The organism is Sneathiella chungangensis, from assembly GCF_009882935.1.
Taxonomy (GTDB): Bacteria; Pseudomonadota; Alphaproteobacteria; order Sneathiellales; family Sneathiellaceae; genus Sneathiella; species Sneathiella chungangensis.
Map to the genome: position 1 here is coordinate 126951 of NZ_WTVA01000003.1, position 14916 is coordinate 141866.

Genomic DNA, 14916 nt, shown 5'->3' on the forward strand with positions numbered 1-14916 from the left:
TCGCTTGGATCTAGCGGATGGGTTCGCGGCTGTCCTTGAGCTGGAAGATATCCTGCTCATCGAAGCCGCGGACGTCCTGCTTGCCGCGGTATTCGAAGCGGAACGAATCCCGGAGCACGTCATAGACCGGACCGTTGGTCGTGATCTCCATCGCCTCCGACAGGTCCTGCAGGCGCGAGGCGAGGTTCACCGCGGGGCCGAAAATGTCATAGACATATTTCTGGATGCCGACGACGGAGCCGACGACCGGCCCGCTGGTAATCCCGATGCGGCAGCGCCACTGGTTGGGATGCCCCTCGTTCCGCCGCTCCAGATAGCGGATGAAGCGGATCGCCGCGTTGGCGACGGCGCGGGCATGGTCCGGCGTCGGGTCGGGCAGGCCGGCGACGGTGATATAGGCATCGCCCATGGTCTTGATCCGCTCGCAGCCATATTGCTCGCCGATGCGGTCAAACGCGCTGTAGATGTCATTGAGCTCGCTCACCGTCACCGCCGGATCGGCGGACGCCGCCATCTGGGTGAAGCCGACGAAATCGAGCATCAGCACGGACACCGGATCATAAAGCTTCGGGATGACCACGCCGAAGGTCTTGAATTCCTCATAGACCGAGCGCGGCATCATGTTGAGCAGGAGCTTTTCCACCTGTTCCTTCTCGCGCTTGATCTCGCGGGTGTTGCGCTCGACCATCTGGGAATAGCTGTCGATCATCGATTCCAGCTCGCGGATGCGCGACACATTCTGGCAGACCATGATGATCATGCTGCCGCCGGTGTCGTCCGACAGGGTGAAGTCCGCGGCATAGATCCGCTCGCGGCGCTTGACCTTGCGCTTGACCTCGACCGTGAAGCGGCCGTTCGTCTTCAGCTCCGCCGAGAAGGCGCCCATATCGAGGTCGGGAAACAGCTCGGCGAGCGTGTCCTGCGGCTCCTCGCTATTGAACCATTCCTGGAAGGTGTCATTGCGGAACACGAACCGCATATCCGCCGCCGACAGCACGGCAACGCCCACGCCGATCGCGCGCAGAAGCTGCTCATTGATGGCTTCAATCGACATTGTTGCTGACAATCGCCGATCTCCTCTGTTCAAGCGCGTCACGGACGGCGGCAACATCGTCGGCGCTGAAGCTGTGCTTTTTAAGCGTGTCGCTGAGTGTCTCCACCACCTCGTCGAAATGGCTGTTTTCCAGGTTGAGGCGCTCGTGCAGCCGGTGAAGCTGCTCGTCGGTATAGGAGGCGGGCCCGCCCAGCAGCGACGCGATAAATTTCGTCTGGTGATCGATCAGCCGCGCCATATCGATATCGTCGAAAAACGGCCCAACGTCGTCGCTGTCCAGCAGAACGTCATAAAAATCGAGAACGATTTTGCTGACGGTGGAGAAACCGCCATATTTTTCGAACAGGCTTTGCTTGGCCATTCATGGGTTCCTTGTTCGGAATGGTTGTTAATTCTCGGCGCAAGTGATTGATGCGATTATGATAAAGGCGTGAAAAACCAATGTCGAGCGATTAGTGCCGCTCTTTCTCTTGTCGGCGGGAAATTCCTGTGCTAAACAGTCGCTCCCGGCGCGGAACCTTGCGGTTTCCGGGCCGTTATGCCGATTGCGGATGGTACCGCCTTCCGGCTTGCCACGATAGATTAAGCTTATTGTGGGCGCTTAGCTCAGTTGGTAGAGCAGCTGACTCTTAATCAGCGGGTCACAGGTTCGAATCCTGTAGCGCCTACCATTTCCTCCCTTGCAATCCGGAACTATCCGCTTCAGGCGGGGCGGGGGGTGGCCAGCAGTTTTTCCAGCACGAAGTCCTCGGCGGCGCGCAGATCCGCGGTCGAGGTGAGCTCGACCTTGAAATCGGACGCCTCGGCCTTCGCCTGGGCCATGGCGATCAGGATGCCGTAGGCCTTGTCATGGGTCACCACCGCGCCGCGCACATAGCGGATGCCGCCATCGAACAGCATCTGGTTGAGCAAGGTCATGTCTTCGAACGACAGGCTGATTTCGTGCCCGCCGCGGTTATCGAGAATATAGAAGAAATTGCCCGACCGGTTGCTTCTCAGGATTTCCCGGAAGACAGGCACCCGCTCCGCGTAGCCGACGGGTCCCGTCGCGGTGATCAGATGCAGCTGCTCGCCGCCGTAATCACGTGTTTGCAAGGCGCAATTATCGAACGCGCGATCCTGCATGACCCGAAACTCAGATTTCATCCCCGATAATCCGCCGTACTTTAAATCATATTCGGATAATATGACGGCTATTTTTCGCTTAATCAACAAATCTTGGTGTTTCCTGTCGCGACGGATTATGCTGGGGCAATGGCCGGACCGGGCAGGTGGGGCGGCGGGAGAGAACAGAGCATCATGAACCTCAATTTTTTGCGCCATCCCTTTGTCATGCTGCAGACCGTGCCGGCAGGCATTGCGCTCTCGGTCGGCGCCGCGTCGCTGGTGTTCGTCTATCTTGAGAAATTCCTTATATTCGACGCGTTCGCGGCCTTTCTGCCCGAACTTGCGCCGGAGACGGCGCGGACTGTCCTTGCGGTGATCGCCGGCGGCGCCATGTCGGCGCTGACCCTGACCTACTCGATCGTCCTTGTGGTTTTTGCGCTGGCCGCGGGGAACCTCGCGCCGCGGATGCTCAAGCGCTTCACCTCCGACATTGTCAACCAGGTGACCGCCGGCGTCTTCGGCGGCACCTTTCTCTATGCCCTGCTGACGGCGTCCTTTGTCGAGGCGGATTTCGTGCCGCGCGCCGCGCTTCTCGGTGCCGAGATTCTCGCCACCCTCTGCGTGATGCAGCTGATCTATTTCGTCCGCAACGTCTCGGAGAGCGTCGCCATCGACGATGAGATCGCCGCCATCACGCGCAATCTCAAATCGGCGATCGAGGCGCGCTGGCGACGGAACGAGCAGGAAAAGGAAGACGCCGTCGGCAAGGAGTCGGAGGCGCCCGGCGACTTCACCTTCGAGATCATCGCCGGCAAGCCGGGATATCTCGGCTCCCTCGATGAGGACAAGCTGATCGCGATCGCGGCGGAGCAGGACGTGACCTTGGAGGTGCAGAAGGCGCGCGGCGTCTATACCCTCGGCGAGGAGGTGATGGTCAAGGCGACGAAGGAGCTTGACGAGGAGACGGTGGAGGCGATCCAGAAGCGCATCTCGATCCGCCCCTCGCGGTCCTCCGACAGTCCGGTGGAATTTTCCGTCAACCTGTTGCTCGAGATTGCACTCCGGGCGCTATCGCCGGGCGTCAATGATACCTTCACCGCCATCGCCACCGTCGACAGCCTCTCCGACGTGTTCTCCCAGGCCGCCGCCCAGGAAAATGGATCGTCGCTGGTCCATCGGGACAAGGAGGGGAACATCCGCCTGCTGGTGCCGGAGCTGTCCATCGAGAATCTGATCAACCAGGCCTTCCACCCGCTGCGTCAGGCCTCGGGCAACAATATCCTGATGGCGATCTGCCTCGCGCGGGCCTATGCGCGGCTCTGCGCGACCTGCAGTCGCGGCGTCCAGAACCGCCTGAAGGAGCATGGTCTGCTGCTGATCCGCGAGCTTGAGAGAGCCGGGCACCTGCCCGACGATATCGAAAGCGTCATCGAAATCCTGCCGCCGGAGATCCGCAAGGCGAACCGCGAACGGCAGGACAAAAAGAAAAAGTGAGAATGCGCCAAGGCCCTTTCATTTGGGGATGAAATTTCGCCGCGGCCATAGTAAAAGAGACAGGCGCCGCCATCGGATGCGGGCGGACGCGCAAGATTCTGAAGGACAAAAATCATGAAAATTCTGATTGTGGGCGCCGGCGGCGTCGGGGGCTATTTCGGGGCGAAGCTGATCGAGGCGGGGGCGGATGTCACCTTCCTGCTGCGCGAGAAGCGCCACAAGCTGATTTCCGAAAACGGCCTGACCATCGAGACGCCGGACGGGACGTTCACGGTGCATCCGGCAACCGTGACCGCCGATCGGCTGACGCCGGATTATGACCTGATCGTCCTTGCGCCCAAGAGCTATGACCTCGCGGATTCGCTCGCCTCCCTCGACAAGGCGTCGGCGAAGGGGCTCTTCCTGCCGTTCCTGAACGGCTATAATCATCTGGAATTTCTCGACAAGAAATATGGCCGGGACCGGGTGATGGGCGGCGTCGCCCATATCGCCGCGACGATCACGGAGACGGGCGCGGTCAAGCGCATGGGCGATCTTGCGGGCCTCATTGCGGGCCATCGCAGCGCCGCGCAGGAGCCAATCGCGCGGGAGTTTGCCGCGCTCTGCGACAAGGCGGAATTCAACTTCACCTACAGCGAGGATATCGAGCAGTCACTCTGGGAAAAATGGGTGATGCTGGCGACCCTTGCGGGCATGACGACGCTCTGTATCGGCTCTGTCGGGGAGATTGTCGCGACCCGCTATGGCGCCGAGATGGCCCGCCGCATGCATGCCGAGGGCTGCGCCATCGCCGCCGCGAATGATCATCCGATCCCCGATAAGGTCAAGGCCGGACAGCTCGCCATGCTGACCAAGGAAGGCTCGATCTTCACGGCCTCGATGATGCGCGACCTTGTGGGCGGCCTGCGCACCGAGCATGAGCATATCCTCGGCGATCTCGTCGAGAAGGGCGCACCCAGGGATATCGACTGCCCCCTCCTCAAAATCGCCTACACCCATATGGCGGTGACTGCAGCGCAGGGGTAGCGGGGCGCCCAAATAAGACTGAACCTTGGGGCCTTTTTTTGTGCGGGATTAATTCAGGCGTCCGTACCCGGTTTCAATTTCAAGACTTCGAATTTGTAGTTTCCGCGCCTCATATTCTCGCATTGTCCATCCGCGAGATTTTTTGTGCTGAGATATCCCAATAATTTCGCCTGTCCGACCGGTGCGGTAATGCCGCCAAATGAGCGTAGTATTTTTTCGAGATCCGGGGCCGGCCGGGAATTTCCGGGCTCGAGTTTTCCGACCTTGACCGCGTTGACCTTGCCTGCCTCGACTTCGAATACCTCCAATGTGGGCCGATAGCATTTGTAGAGGGTATGCGTGCTGAAAGGTAATCTACTGGTAACAATAATCTGCGCGATCACGTATTTCCCGGGCGGGATTTCTTTCAGGTGATAAGCGGGCGTCTTCGTCGTTTTATTGTCGCCAAGAATAATAGCCCTGCCATAGAGCTCGCCATTTTCCATATTGACGCTGCGAATGACGGCCAACGCGGTCGGCTTTATCCGATAGTCGAGAACGGCGATCATTGCGTTTTGACTGGACGCGGAATAGCTGAAATTCTGATCCAGTTTCGGCGCCGCACAGGCATTGAGGAGAAGTAAGCCTAAAAAAAAGAAAATGCTGCGTTTCATTCTGTCAAACCGAACTTATTCGACGGAAACGGACCGGTAATGGAAAGAAGGTGCTGGCAGACTGGCGCCAAGCACCTTTTTGTCCTAGGGGGCCGGTTATTCCGCGCCGATCTCATTATATTCAATCTGCGTGACAACGCCGGTCTTGGGATCATAAGACACGATAAGTTCCTTACGACGGGCAATAATCTCCAACCCGCTGACGGTTGTCTGGGAGTGGACATAGACCTTGGCCCGCTCGCCTTCTTTAGCGACAAGTGGATGGATATACTCGCCTGACGGCTGCCCCATGAGGGCAATTAATTCGTCTAAAGTCGTTGAATTCTCCTTGATCATACTGATTTTCGATTCATCGAATTTCGTGGAATCACTCGCAAAGGAACTGGAGAATTCGCTGCCGACCAGAACATCATCTTTGAAATAGAAGGCTTGAGCACGTGCCGGTGTTACGCCTTCCTTGTCCGGTGTACCACCGGCGTCGGCGAATACATATGCGATGAGATCATAGGTAATTCCATCTTTCGTCTCTGTACCTGTTTTACCCGGTGAGCCTTGCTTTTGGACGACGTCGACTGACGTGCTCTCCCCGTAGGTCAACTGATTTGAATCGAGTTTTTTGAAGTCTGTTCCGGCTGCGCAGGCGGCAAGCGTCAAAGCGAAGGCGACAACGGCAATGTATTTCATATCTGTATCCCAGTTTTTCTTCCGACGGCAATATATGCGTTTTAGTTTATTTGTCATTCTACCTTGTCGATAATATATCAAGCCAAGCCTTGCAAGTTCTAAACGCACAAATGGTGCGGTTTCGTTGGTAAATGAAATCGGGGGATGTGGGCCTCTGTTTCGCCATGAGGTAAAAGTCAGTTGCATCGCGCATCGAACGTCGTATCCTCAATTCATAACAAACAAGAACGGTCCGAAGGCCGGAGGGGGAGGAGATGAGCGATACCTGGGAGATTTATGCGCTGCGCTATGCGGCGAAGGAAAACCGCACGCGGCGGGAATCCTTCCTGTTTGCCGACGATCATGACGCGCCGCATCCCATCGATTTCTATGTCTGGGTGCTGAAGAACGGGAGCGAGACCATTCTCGTCGATACCGGCTTCGATGCGGAGGAGGGGAAGCTTCGCGACCGGCCGATCTTTCAGACCCCGGCGCAAATGCTCGCCGATTTTGGCCTGCCGGCCGCCAGCATCGACAAGGTCATCGTCACCCATATGCATTACGATCATGCCGGATCGCTCTACGAATTCCGCCATGCCAAGCTCTATGTGCAGCCAGCGGAAATCGAATATGTCACCGGCCCCTGTATGTGCCACGGCGTGCTCCGCCATCCCTTCACCGGGGAGCATGTGATCGAAATGGTCCGCTCGCTCTATGCGGGCAATGTCGTCTTCTGCGAGGGATCGCGGGAGATCGCGCCGGGGGTCGAGGTGCATCATATCGGCGGCCATACGCGCGGCCAGCAATGCGTGCGGGTACGGACGCGCCGCGGCTGGGTGGTGCTCGCCTCCGACAGCAGCCATTTTTATGAGAATTACCGCACTGGCAAGCCGTTTCCCATTGTCGTCGACATGGAGGCGACCCTGAAGGGCTACGACACCCTCCGCGCCCTCGCCGAGAGCGACGATCACATCATCCCCGGCCACGATCCGCTGACACGGGCCTGGTACCCGATCATCGACGGCGGCTCGGAGAATATCGTCCAGCTCCACGCCGCGCCGACGCTTTAGGCGGGAAGGGCCGCCGCACCGCGCGGGCTGCGCTTCGCATTTCCGGCCGGTTCCGCTGGTGATGCGAACCGGCCGGATGCGGTTAATCGGACTCGGTCACGTCGATATTGATTTCCACCTGTCCGCCGCCCTGTTTCTCCTCGGAATCGCCATCGGATTCGGTGATATCGAGTTGCATTCCTGCGGTCGTGAAGCCGGTCAAGGGCGCATCGTCCGTATTTCCCGGGGTCTCGGTATCCAAATTTGGCTCCTCTTCCTTTTTTTCCGCAGAATCATGCTCGTCGTCATCGGACGGATGGGTAATCTCGTGGTCACTTGACCGGGGAATGTATTGGAGGCCGACAGAGGCCGCGAAAATTGGCATCAAATCAGGTGGATAGACGAACTCGGCTGTCAGAAGCGCAAGGTCACGTGAAAATTCCGGATCCAGCGTCATGAGCAATTTCGCAATACCCGGTATGTTGATAGCCTCCCTAATCAGGTCCAATGCGGACACGTCCGGCATATTCTCTTGGTCGGGTAGCGCTTTCAGCCGCATGCCGAGGTATGAGAAATCTGGTCCAAAAATGTCGTCTAACAACACCTGGCGCATCTGGTTTTCAAGAATGTCGTTGGTCCAGCGATTGCCCGATTGCGCGACATTTGAAAAATAAACGCATCCGCAGCAAATAACGCTGAAAAACACTATTATAGCAGCGAGTATGGGTATTTCCTTGGACAGCAAAACGAGGGAAAGTACGATGATGATAAGCAGGAGAACGTAAACAGCCAGGGACTTATTGTTGCAAATATATTTAAAACTTTCGGACCGGTGCATAGATTTATGTTGGTTGATATCACCCACCAGAATTACATCATTTGCATGTTGGACGATGCCGAAATTAAAATTTTCCAAATTTACGTATTTTTTGGTTCTGTTGCCGATCTGGTGCGAAATATCCTCGATGAAAGCGGTTTTTATGTCTTCCTGCTCGGCATCGCTGCGTTTCTTGTCGCCAAAAGTCGCGCGGTAGTTTTCATAAGCCTCATTCAGATTTTCAGTGATTTGCCTGGCTTGATTTGGCGTAAAAATTTTTTCGACGAGGTAATCTGCGGCGTCGGCCGACAGGCCGATCCGAAGCGCCGAAAATCTAGGGAAGAATACGTTGTCTTCCTTGAGCGTAAGCTCTTCAATAATATTGTTAATAATCCTATCAAGCATCAAATTCATTCCTTGGGTGAAAATAGTTGGTTTTGGTAATACTCAATAACGACGGGTACTGCTGCCTGTGAACAAAAGACGGGCAATTCCGCCGCCAACGCCTCCGGATCGATGGGTCGGCGCTGCCTGTATATTTGGCTAGGTGGCGGGGGAGACATTTGCTATTCTCCGGCAAATGGAAAAAACAACAATAAAACAGCCATTTCCCCTCTGGGCTCTTGTCTCTCTCAGTACCGCCTATTTCATGGTCGGGACGTCCAGCCTGTCGGTGATTGCGCTGACCTGGCAGATCTCGGACGGGCTCAGGGTGCCGCCCGCGGATATCGCCTTTCTGGTGACGGTGTTTGCGCTCACCTTCGCATTCGCCGCGCCGCTGACCCAGGTGATTTTCAGCCGCTTTGCCCGTTTCAACATCCTCTGCGCGGGGCTCGCCATCCTCGCGCTTGCGCTCATTCTCGGCGCCGTCTCGACCAGTTACGAGATGCTGTTCGCCTCGCGCGGGCTGATGGGGCTCGGCGCGGCGGCGATCAGCCCGATGTGCTCCGCCATCGGCGCCGGGCTCGCCCCGCCGGAGCAGCAGGGCCGGGCCATGGGCATCGTTTTTGCCGGGCTGACCTTCGCCTCGGTGCTGGGCACGCCGATTTCCGCCTGGCTCGGCACACTGATCGGCTGGCGGCCGGTGCTGATCGTGCTCGCCGCTGTCTCGCTGGCCTCCCTCGCGGCGATCTGGCTGCTCGTCAAGGACCGGCAGGCGGGCGCGAAGATTTCCTATGGCCATATCTTCGAGGCGCTGACCCGCCTCCGCTCCTCCTTCGCGATCCTTATGACCTTCCTGCAGATGACCTCCATCTTCTGCACCTATGCGCTGATCGCCCCTTATATGTCGCACAAGTTCGGCATGGCCGAGAACCTGATCGCCGTGGTGCTGCTCGCCTATGGGGTGAATGGCGTGCTCGGCAATGTGTTCGCGGGCCCCTTGAGCGACCGTTTCGGGCCGGAGAAGGTGATTATCTTCAGCCTCATCGGCCTTGGTGCGGGATATCTCGCCATCTGGGAGATTGACGCGAACCTCTGGCTTGCCTTCGTCGCCATCGCCGTCTGGGCGATTTTCGGCATGATGTTCCACTCCCCACAGCAGCAGCGCATCGCCAATATCGATCCCGAACGGCGCAGCCTCCTGCTGGCGCTGCATGCGGCGGCGCTCTATCTCGGGATTTCCGTCGGCTCCTGGATTTCGAATTTCGTCTTTGTGCGCTGGGGCTATGAGGTGCTGCCGCTCGTCTCGCTCGCCGTATTGTTCTTATGTATCGCGATTTTCGCCGCCTCGGCCTATGCGGCGAAGAACGGGACAAGCCACGGAGGAAACCGGCAGTGAAGGAACAGGAAATTCGCGAAATCTTTGATAATCAGGGCGAGGCCTGCGAGCGGCTCGGCTCCCCCTTTACCGGCCGCCTCTGCCGGCTTGCGGGGAAACGGCTGGCCCAGGGCGGCGCGGTTGCCGACGTCATTCTCGGCTGGCGGGGAGATGCCTCGGCGCTCGGTGATTCCGTGCCGCTTCGTCTTGCCGGCGCGCTGCACGCCCTCGTCATCAAGGGCCGCAGCCTGTTGCTTGCCGCCGTCTATCCGCCGAACCATGAGGCGGTGACCGATGAGGCGCTCTGGGCGGCGATTGCGGCCGCACTCCGGACGGAGGAGGCCTTTATCCTCGACCGCCTGACCGGTCCGCCGCAGACGAACGAGGTGCGCCGCATCGGCGCGACCCTGCCGATGTTTCTGGAGGTTGCGCGCCGGACCGGCCTGCCGCTGGTTCTCTCGGAAGTCGGGGCGAGCGCCGGGCTCAATCTCTTTCTCGACCGTTATCACGTGATCCTCGGCGAACAAAGCTGGGGCGATCCGGCCGCCGCCGTGCATCATGCGCCGAAATGGAGGGGGGAGGCCGCGCCCGTTGGCGATCTCACCATCGCCGATCGCGCGGGCTGCGACCTGCTGCCCGTCGATCCGGGCAATCCGGCGGACCGGGAGCGGATGCTCTCTTTCATTTGGGCGGATCAGCAGGACCGGCTGGACCGCACGCGCGCCGCCCTCGATATCGCCGCGGCAAGCCCGATCCGGGTGGAGAAGGCGGACGCCATCGACTGGCTGGCGCGGTGCACCGCGACGCCAATGCAGGGCGTTGCCCATGTCATCTACAGCACCATCGCCTGGCAATATATCCCGAAGGCGGCCCGCGACGAGGGGGAGGCGATCATCCGCGCGGCAGGGGCGCGGGCAACGACGGACGCGCCGCTCGCCTGGGCGCGGATGGAGATTGACGGGAAGACACCCGGCACCGGCCTCACGCTCGCCCTCTGGCCGACCGGCGAAGAGCATCTCGTCGGCCGCGCCGATTTCCATGGCCGCTGGATCGACTGGTACGGCTGGCCTTAGGCCATTTTCTCCATCCAGGGTCTCAAGTCCATTTCATGGGTCCAGGCGGTCCGGTTCTGGGCATGCAGGTTCCAGTAATTCTCGGCGATATCGTCGGGTTGCAGCAGGCCGTCCTGCTCGCGGAGCTTGTAGCGCTCGGGGAAGCGTTCCTTGACAAACTGCGTATCGATGGCCCCGTCAATGATCACATGGGCGACATGGATGCCCTGCGGCCCGAGTTCGCGGGCGAGGCTCTGGGCGAGGGCGCGAAGGCCGTGCTTGGCTCCGGCAAAGGCGGAATAGCCCGCGCCGCCGCGGATCGAGGCCGTCGCCCCGGTAAAGAGGATGGTGCCTTTCCCGCGCGGGATCATCACCTTCGCCGCCTCCCGTCCGGTAAGAAATCCGGCAAAGCAGCTCATCTCCCAGACCTTGCGGTAGACGCGGGAAGTCATCTCCTGAATCGGGAAATTGACATTGCCGCCGATATTGAAGACGACGACGCCGAGGGGGGCGATATCTTTCTCGATTCTGGCGAACAGGTTGACGATCTCCTCCTCGTCGCGGGCATCGGCGCCGAAGGCATGGGCGCTGCCGCCCGCCGACCTTATTTCCTCGGCAAGGCCGTTCAGCTGGTCGATATGGCGGGCGCGGCGGACGATACAGGTCTCAAACCCTTCGCGGGCAAATCTCTTGGCGATAGCGCCGCCGGTCGCATCTCCCGCACCGACGACAAGACAGGATTGCTTCGTCATTTTATTATCCTTGTGTTGACGGTTCTGCGCAGAAAAAGGCTAGGCCGGGACGTGGCACAAGTCAATCGGCGGGGCGGTCAAAAAAGAAACATATTCCTGTGTAGGCATGGGGCGGCCGCATCTGCTAGAAATGGGGGGTGGCAAGGGGGATGAGTTCATGGCGCGTATCTGGCCATTGACATATCGGCGGCGCGGGACGCCGGCGGGCGCGGACCGGCGGCTCAAGGGCGGCCGGAGTGATCCCGCGCGGCCGCTCGAATTTCGCTATGGCGGCCGCCGCCTCACGGGATATGCGGGCGATACGCTGGCCTCGGCGCTGCTGGCCAATGGCCTGGACCTGCCGGAAGGTCCGGTCCTTGCCGGGCGGACCGGCGGCGTCCTGCGCCCCGCCAGTATCTGGGAGCAGGAATTGTTCGACGGGCTCACCGCCCGCCCGCAAAGCCGCCGCCACGCGCCGGTCAATGCGTTGCGCCGCCTGCTGCATCTGGAACGCCCCATGCCGCAACAGTCGACGCCCCCGCCGGGGGAGGTCGAACATGTCTATGAGCATGTCGACGTACTCGTCATCGGCAGCGGGGCGCGTGGCCTCGCGGCGGCGCGGGAGGCAGCGGAGGCGGGCGCGGATGTGCTGCTGATCGAGCGGGACTTCACCCTCGGCGGTTGCCTGCTGTATGATGACGAGCCTCTCGCCGGCATGGCGCCGCGCGACTGGCGGGCGCAGACTCTTGCACGGCTAGCGGCGCTTCCCAACGTCCGGATGCTGACCCGGACCGAGGCGATCGCGGAGGAGGGCGCGCATCTCCTGCATTGCCGGGCCCGGCTTCAGGATCATTTGGCGCGCCGCGATACGCATCTTGCCGATACCCGCTTCTATCATGTCGAGGCCCGCGAAATCCGCCTTGAGACCGGCTCCGTCGATCAATCCTTTTCCTTCAGAAACAGTGACTTGCCGGGTATTTTTGATTTCCGCAATGCGCTGTCACTGGTCAGCCGCCACGGGGTCCGCCCGGGCGGGAGACTTCTTCTCTACACCGCCGGGGACGCGGGCTACAGGCTGGCCCAATCCCTTGCGGCGCGGGGCGTGCCGCCCGCCGCCATCATCGATGCGCGCGAGGAGGTGCCGGGCCCCTGTCACCAGTTTGCCCGCCGCCTCGCCGTGCCGCTTTATCCCGGCCACCGCATCATCCGGGCGGAGGGGTTGTTCCGGCTCCGCGGGGTCGTTCTTCGGAAAACGACGGAGGAATCGGAGGGGCGCGAAATCCATCTTGAGGGCGATTGCCTGATCCAGTCGGCGGGGTTGATGCCGCGGGCACTGCCGGAGGGGCGGAAAATCCCACCGCCCGAACGGCTCTCCCGGCTCCGCCGCAGCCCGCTCCATGGCGCGCTTGAGAAGGCGGGCGCGGTGATGGGGGAACGCGGCGACTGGCGGGTCCCGAAATATATCCCCAAGGGAACCGAAGAGGAGGAGGCCGCCGCCGCGCGCGAGACCCTGGCTGTTCGTCAGGGCGCGGGGCTTGGCGATATTTCCGCCCTCGGCAAGATCGATATGCAAGGGCCGGATGTCGGGTCGCTGCTGTCGCGCGCCTTCGGGGACGCATTTCGCCTCCCCGAAGAGGGCCGGATGCGCTACGGGTTCCTGACGCGCGAGGATGGCATTCTGATCGCCGATGCGCTGATCTGGCGGATCGCGCCGACGCGTTTCCTGATCACCACGGCGCCGTGGTTTCTTGAGGCGGCAATGAACCGTCTCACGGCGCTGACGGCGGCCGGGGAGGCGCGCCGTCTACAGCTTACCGACGTCACCGACCAATGGGGCGGTGTCGCCCTCTCCGGCCCGAAGGCGGAGGCGATCCTTGCCGCCGCGCTCCCCCTCGCGGTGATGGCCGAGGCTTTGCCGCCGATGGGCTTTCGCGATCTCACCCAGGATGATTTACCGCTCCGGATCGCGCGGCTCAGCCATGCCGGCGGCGTGGGATACGAGATCCTGACCCCCGCCGGCTATGCCGATCTTCTCTGGCAGTTGCTGATGGAGAAGGGCCGGCCGAAGGGGTTGACGGCGGTCGGGACCGATGCGCGGGAGATCCTTAGGATCGAGGCGGGGCGGTTCGGTCCCCTGGAAATCAACGGCGAGATAACGGCGGCGGAGCTCCGGGCGCAGCTTGTCGGCCTCGTTCCCACGCGCGACGCGGCGGATGAAAAGGATATGGCGCCGCTGGCGCCCGGCATGATCCTGTTCGAAGGCGACGGCACCGAGCCGAAGGGCCGGGGCATCGGCCATGTCACCTCGGTCGCCATGAGTCCGGACCTCGGCCACCAGATCGCGCTCGCGCTGCTGACGGAGGGGCGGGCGCGGACCGGCACCCTGATCCGCGCGGTCGGCGGCGAGGGCGAGACGGTCGTCGATGTGAAGGTCGGCGCGCCGCGCTTCGTCAGTCCGAGAGTGGAGAAACGCCATGCTTGACCGCAATTCCGCCTTGAGGGGCATGCGCGTACCCGGCCGGTTCGGCGGGAATGCTGAAGAACCGGGCGTAACTATCGAGGAAATAAAGGAATTTTCGCTGCTCGAAATCGCACTCTGGGACGGGGAGAGCGCCAGCCTGCGCTCACGCCTGTCCGAATTGCTGAACCTGCAGGCCCTTCCCGAACTCGGCAGGGCGATGACGATCGGGGAGGGACGCTTGATCCGGCTCGCGGCGGGGCCGCTCCTCTATTTCGGCGCGGCGGGGCCGGCGGATATTCTGGCGGCGGCGGTCACGCCGGAGGAGGGAAGCGTCGTCAGCCTGAGCCATGGCCGCTGCTGCCTGCGTCTTGGCGGGCCGATGGCGGCGGACCTGCTCAAGCGGGGCATTCGCACCGATCTTCGCGAGGCGGCCTTTCCCGCGGGAAGCGCGATGGCGAGCGATATCGGCGGTCTTGGGGTTCTGCTGATCCGGAACGACGCGGCGTCCTTCGATCTGCTGCTGCCGCGCTCGCGTGCGACCGTCTTCTGGCGCTGGCTGACCCGGCGGGCGTCGGCCTTCGGCTATGACGTGCTATAGGCCTTCAAGGCGGTCGCGAATCTGCGCGATCCGCGCCGTTACCGCCGCCGCGTCATAGGGCACCGCCTCGCCCACGCCCCAGATCGGGCGCGGCCAGGCCGCATCCTCGCGGGTGCGGGCGATGACATGCAGATGCAGCTGCGGCACCATGTTGCCGAGCGCAGCGACATTCATCTTATGGGCGGCGAAAAGATCCTGCATCGCCGTCGTTGCGCCCCGTATCTCCTTCATCAGGCGGGCATAATCGGGATCATCCAGATCGGTGATCTCGACCAGGCCGGGCCGCTCCGGCACCAGGATGATCCAGGGCCAGCGGGCGTCATTGGCGAGCAGGACGCGCGAGAGGCCAAGCGAACAGACGGGGAGGCTGTCCTTTTCAAGCTGCGGGTGAAGCTGGAACATTTCTTTCTTTCCTGCGATAATGGCGAGCAACAAACACGCGCATCAGGGTA

15 protein-coding genes and 1 tRNA gene are annotated in these 14916 nt (G+C 60.9%); 8 read left to right on the top strand and 8 right to left on the bottom strand.

The window, feature by feature from the left end; all coding sequences use genetic code 11:
• Nucleotides 1-10 precede the first annotated feature (10 nt).
• Both GQF03_RS07615 and GQF03_RS07620 read right to left on the bottom strand, forming a co-directional pair.
• Nucleotides 11-1066, bottom strand: coding sequence for an adenylate/guanylate cyclase domain-containing protein (locus GQF03_RS07615; RefSeq protein ID WP_206376326.1), 1056 nt, complete (start codon nt 1064-1066; stop codon nt 11-13).
• Complete coding sequence (locus GQF03_RS07620) at nt 1044-1415, bottom strand: group I truncated hemoglobin (RefSeq protein WP_161338650.1); 372 nt, start codon at nt 1413-1415, stop codon at nt 1044-1046. The genes GQF03_RS07615 and GQF03_RS07620 overlap by 23 nt, the downstream gene beginning before the upstream one ends.
• A gap of 234 nt (nt 1416-1649) precedes the next feature.
• On the opposite strand from GQF03_RS07620, the gene GQF03_RS07625 reads away from it, so the two are divergent.
• Nucleotides 1650-1725 (top strand) — tRNA-Lys (locus GQF03_RS07625).
• A 31-nt stretch (nt 1726-1756) separates the two neighbouring features.
• Here GQF03_RS07625 and GQF03_RS07630 read toward each other — a convergent pair.
• Nucleotides 1757-2200, bottom strand: coding sequence for a hypothetical protein (locus tag GQF03_RS07630; protein ID WP_161338651.1), 444 nt, complete (start codon nt 2198-2200; stop codon nt 1757-1759).
• A gap of 153 nt (nt 2201-2353) precedes the next feature.
• Here GQF03_RS07630 and GQF03_RS07635 point away from each other — a divergent pair, with 153 nt between their 5' ends.
• Together GQF03_RS07635 and GQF03_RS07640 are read left to right on the top strand one after the other, a co-directional pair.
• Nucleotides 2354-3655 (top strand): DUF2254 domain-containing protein, encoded by a 1302-nt coding sequence (locus GQF03_RS07635; protein ID WP_161338652.1) that lies wholly within the window; start codon nt 2354-2356, stop codon nt 3653-3655.
• A 114-nt stretch (nt 3656-3769) separates the two neighbouring features.
• A complete protein-coding gene (locus GQF03_RS07640; protein ID WP_161338653.1) occupies nt 3770-4681 on the top strand; it encodes a ketopantoate reductase family protein in 912 nt (303 codons plus the stop codon).
• A 53-nt stretch (nt 4682-4734) separates the two neighbouring features.
• Here the strand turns inward: GQF03_RS07640 and GQF03_RS07645 are convergent, their stop codons facing one another.
• Together GQF03_RS07645 and GQF03_RS07650 are read right to left on the bottom strand one after the other, a co-directional pair.
• Nucleotides 4735-5334 carry a hypothetical protein gene (locus GQF03_RS07645; protein WP_161338654.1) on the bottom strand — a complete coding sequence of 200 codons (600 nt, stop codon included), beginning with the start codon at nt 5332-5334 and terminating at the stop codon, nt 4735-4737.
• A gap of 96 nt (nt 5335-5430) precedes the next feature.
• On the bottom strand, nt 5431-6018 hold the full coding sequence (locus GQF03_RS07650) for a hypothetical protein (RefSeq protein WP_161338655.1): 588 nt from the start codon (nt 6016-6018) through the stop codon (nt 5431-5433).
• A 254-nt stretch (nt 6019-6272) separates the two neighbouring features.
• Between GQF03_RS07650 and GQF03_RS07655 the strand changes: the two genes are divergently transcribed.
• Nucleotides 6273-7067 (top strand): N-acyl homoserine lactonase family protein, encoded by a 795-nt coding sequence (locus tag GQF03_RS07655; protein WP_161338656.1) that lies wholly within the window; start codon nt 6273-6275, stop codon nt 7065-7067.
• 82 nt (nt 7068-7149) lie between these two features.
• On the opposite strand, the gene GQF03_RS07660 is transcribed toward GQF03_RS07655, so the two are convergent.
• Nucleotides 7150-8268, bottom strand: coding sequence for a hypothetical protein (locus tag GQF03_RS07660; RefSeq protein ID WP_161338657.1), 1119 nt, complete (start codon nt 8266-8268; stop codon nt 7150-7152).
• A 175-nt stretch (nt 8269-8443) separates the two neighbouring features.
• On the opposite strand from GQF03_RS07660, the gene GQF03_RS07665 reads away from it, so the two are divergent.
• Both GQF03_RS07665 and GQF03_RS07670 read left to right on the top strand, forming a co-directional pair.
• Complete coding sequence (locus GQF03_RS07665) at nt 8444-9643, top strand: MFS transporter (RefSeq protein ID WP_161338658.1); 1200 nt, start codon at nt 8444-8446, stop codon at nt 9641-9643.
• Nucleotides 9640-10695 (top strand): DUF2332 family protein, encoded by a 1056-nt coding sequence (locus GQF03_RS07670; protein WP_206376325.1) that lies wholly within the window; start codon nt 9640-9642, stop codon nt 10693-10695. Before GQF03_RS07665 ends, GQF03_RS07670 begins: the two co-directional genes overlap by 4 nt.
• On the opposite strand, the gene GQF03_RS07675 is transcribed toward GQF03_RS07670, so the two are convergent.
• Nucleotides 10692-11426: an SDR family oxidoreductase gene (locus tag GQF03_RS07675; protein WP_161338660.1), complete on the bottom strand. Its 735-nt coding sequence runs from the start codon at nt 11424-11426 to the stop codon at nt 10692-10694. The genes GQF03_RS07670 and GQF03_RS07675 overlap by 4 nt on opposite strands.
• 157 nt (nt 11427-11583) lie before the next feature.
• On the opposite strand from GQF03_RS07675, the gene GQF03_RS07680 reads away from it, so the two are divergent.
• Complete coding sequence (locus GQF03_RS07680; RefSeq protein WP_161338661.1) at nt 11584-13887, top strand: glycine cleavage T C-terminal barrel domain-containing protein; 2304 nt, start codon at nt 11584-11586, stop codon at nt 13885-13887.
• On the top strand, nt 13880-14464 hold the full coding sequence (locus GQF03_RS07685) for a sarcosine oxidase subunit gamma (RefSeq protein ID WP_161338662.1): 585 nt from the start codon (nt 13880-13882) through the stop codon (nt 14462-14464). The genes GQF03_RS07680 and GQF03_RS07685 overlap by 8 nt, the downstream gene beginning before the upstream one ends.
• On the opposite strand, the gene GQF03_RS07690 is transcribed toward GQF03_RS07685, so the two are convergent.
• Nucleotides 14459-14866 (bottom strand): HIT domain-containing protein, encoded by a 408-nt coding sequence (locus GQF03_RS07690; RefSeq protein WP_161338663.1) that lies wholly within the window; start codon nt 14864-14866, stop codon nt 14459-14461. The genes GQF03_RS07685 and GQF03_RS07690 overlap by 6 nt on opposite strands.
• Nucleotides 14867-14916 lie beyond the last annotated feature (50 nt).

Bases quoted from the DNA above. Each gene is read 5' to 3' on its own strand.
- GQF03_RS07690 (WP_161338663.1), bottom strand. From the start codon at position 14,866: ATGTTCCAGCTTCACCCGCAGCTTGAAAAGGACAGCCTCCCCGTCTGT.
- GQF03_RS07620 (WP_161338650.1), bottom strand. From the start codon at position 1,415: ATGGCCAAGCAAAGCCTGTTCGAAAAATATGGCGGTTTCTCCACCGTC.
- GQF03_RS07655 (WP_161338656.1), top strand. From the start codon at position 6,273: ATGAGCGATACCTGGGAGATTTATGCGCTGCGCTATGCGGCGAAGGAA.
- GQF03_RS07640 (WP_161338653.1), top strand. From the start codon at position 3,770: ATGAAAATTCTGATTGTGGGCGCCGGCGGCGTCGGGGGCTATTTCGGG.
- GQF03_RS07645 (WP_161338654.1), bottom strand. From the start codon at position 5,334: ATGAAACGCAGCATTTTCTTTTTTTTAGGCTTACTTCTCCTCAATGCC.
- GQF03_RS07685 (WP_161338662.1), top strand. From the start codon at position 13,880: ATGCTTGACCGCAATTCCGCCTTGAGGGGCATGCGCGTACCCGGCCGG.
- GQF03_RS07665 (WP_161338658.1), top strand. From the start codon at position 8,444: ATGGAAAAAACAACAATAAAACAGCCATTTCCCCTCTGGGCTCTTGTC.
- GQF03_RS07635 (WP_161338652.1), top strand. From the start codon at position 2,354: ATGAACCTCAATTTTTTGCGCCATCCCTTTGTCATGCTGCAGACCGTG.
- GQF03_RS07650 (WP_161338655.1), bottom strand. From the start codon at position 6,018: ATGAAATACATTGCCGTTGTCGCCTTCGCTTTGACGCTTGCCGCCTGC.
- GQF03_RS07630 (WP_161338651.1), bottom strand. From the start codon at position 2,200: ATGAAATCTGAGTTTCGGGTCATGCAGGATCGCGCGTTCGATAATTGC.
- GQF03_RS07660 (WP_161338657.1), bottom strand. From the start codon at position 8,268: ATGCTTGATAGGATTATTAACAATATTATTGAAGAGCTTACGCTCAAG.
- GQF03_RS07675 (WP_161338660.1), bottom strand. From the start codon at position 11,426: ATGACGAAGCAATCCTGTCTTGTCGTCGGTGCGGGAGATGCGACCGGC.
- GQF03_RS07680 (WP_161338661.1), top strand. From the start codon at position 11,584: ATGGCGCGTATCTGGCCATTGACATATCGGCGGCGCGGGACGCCGGCG.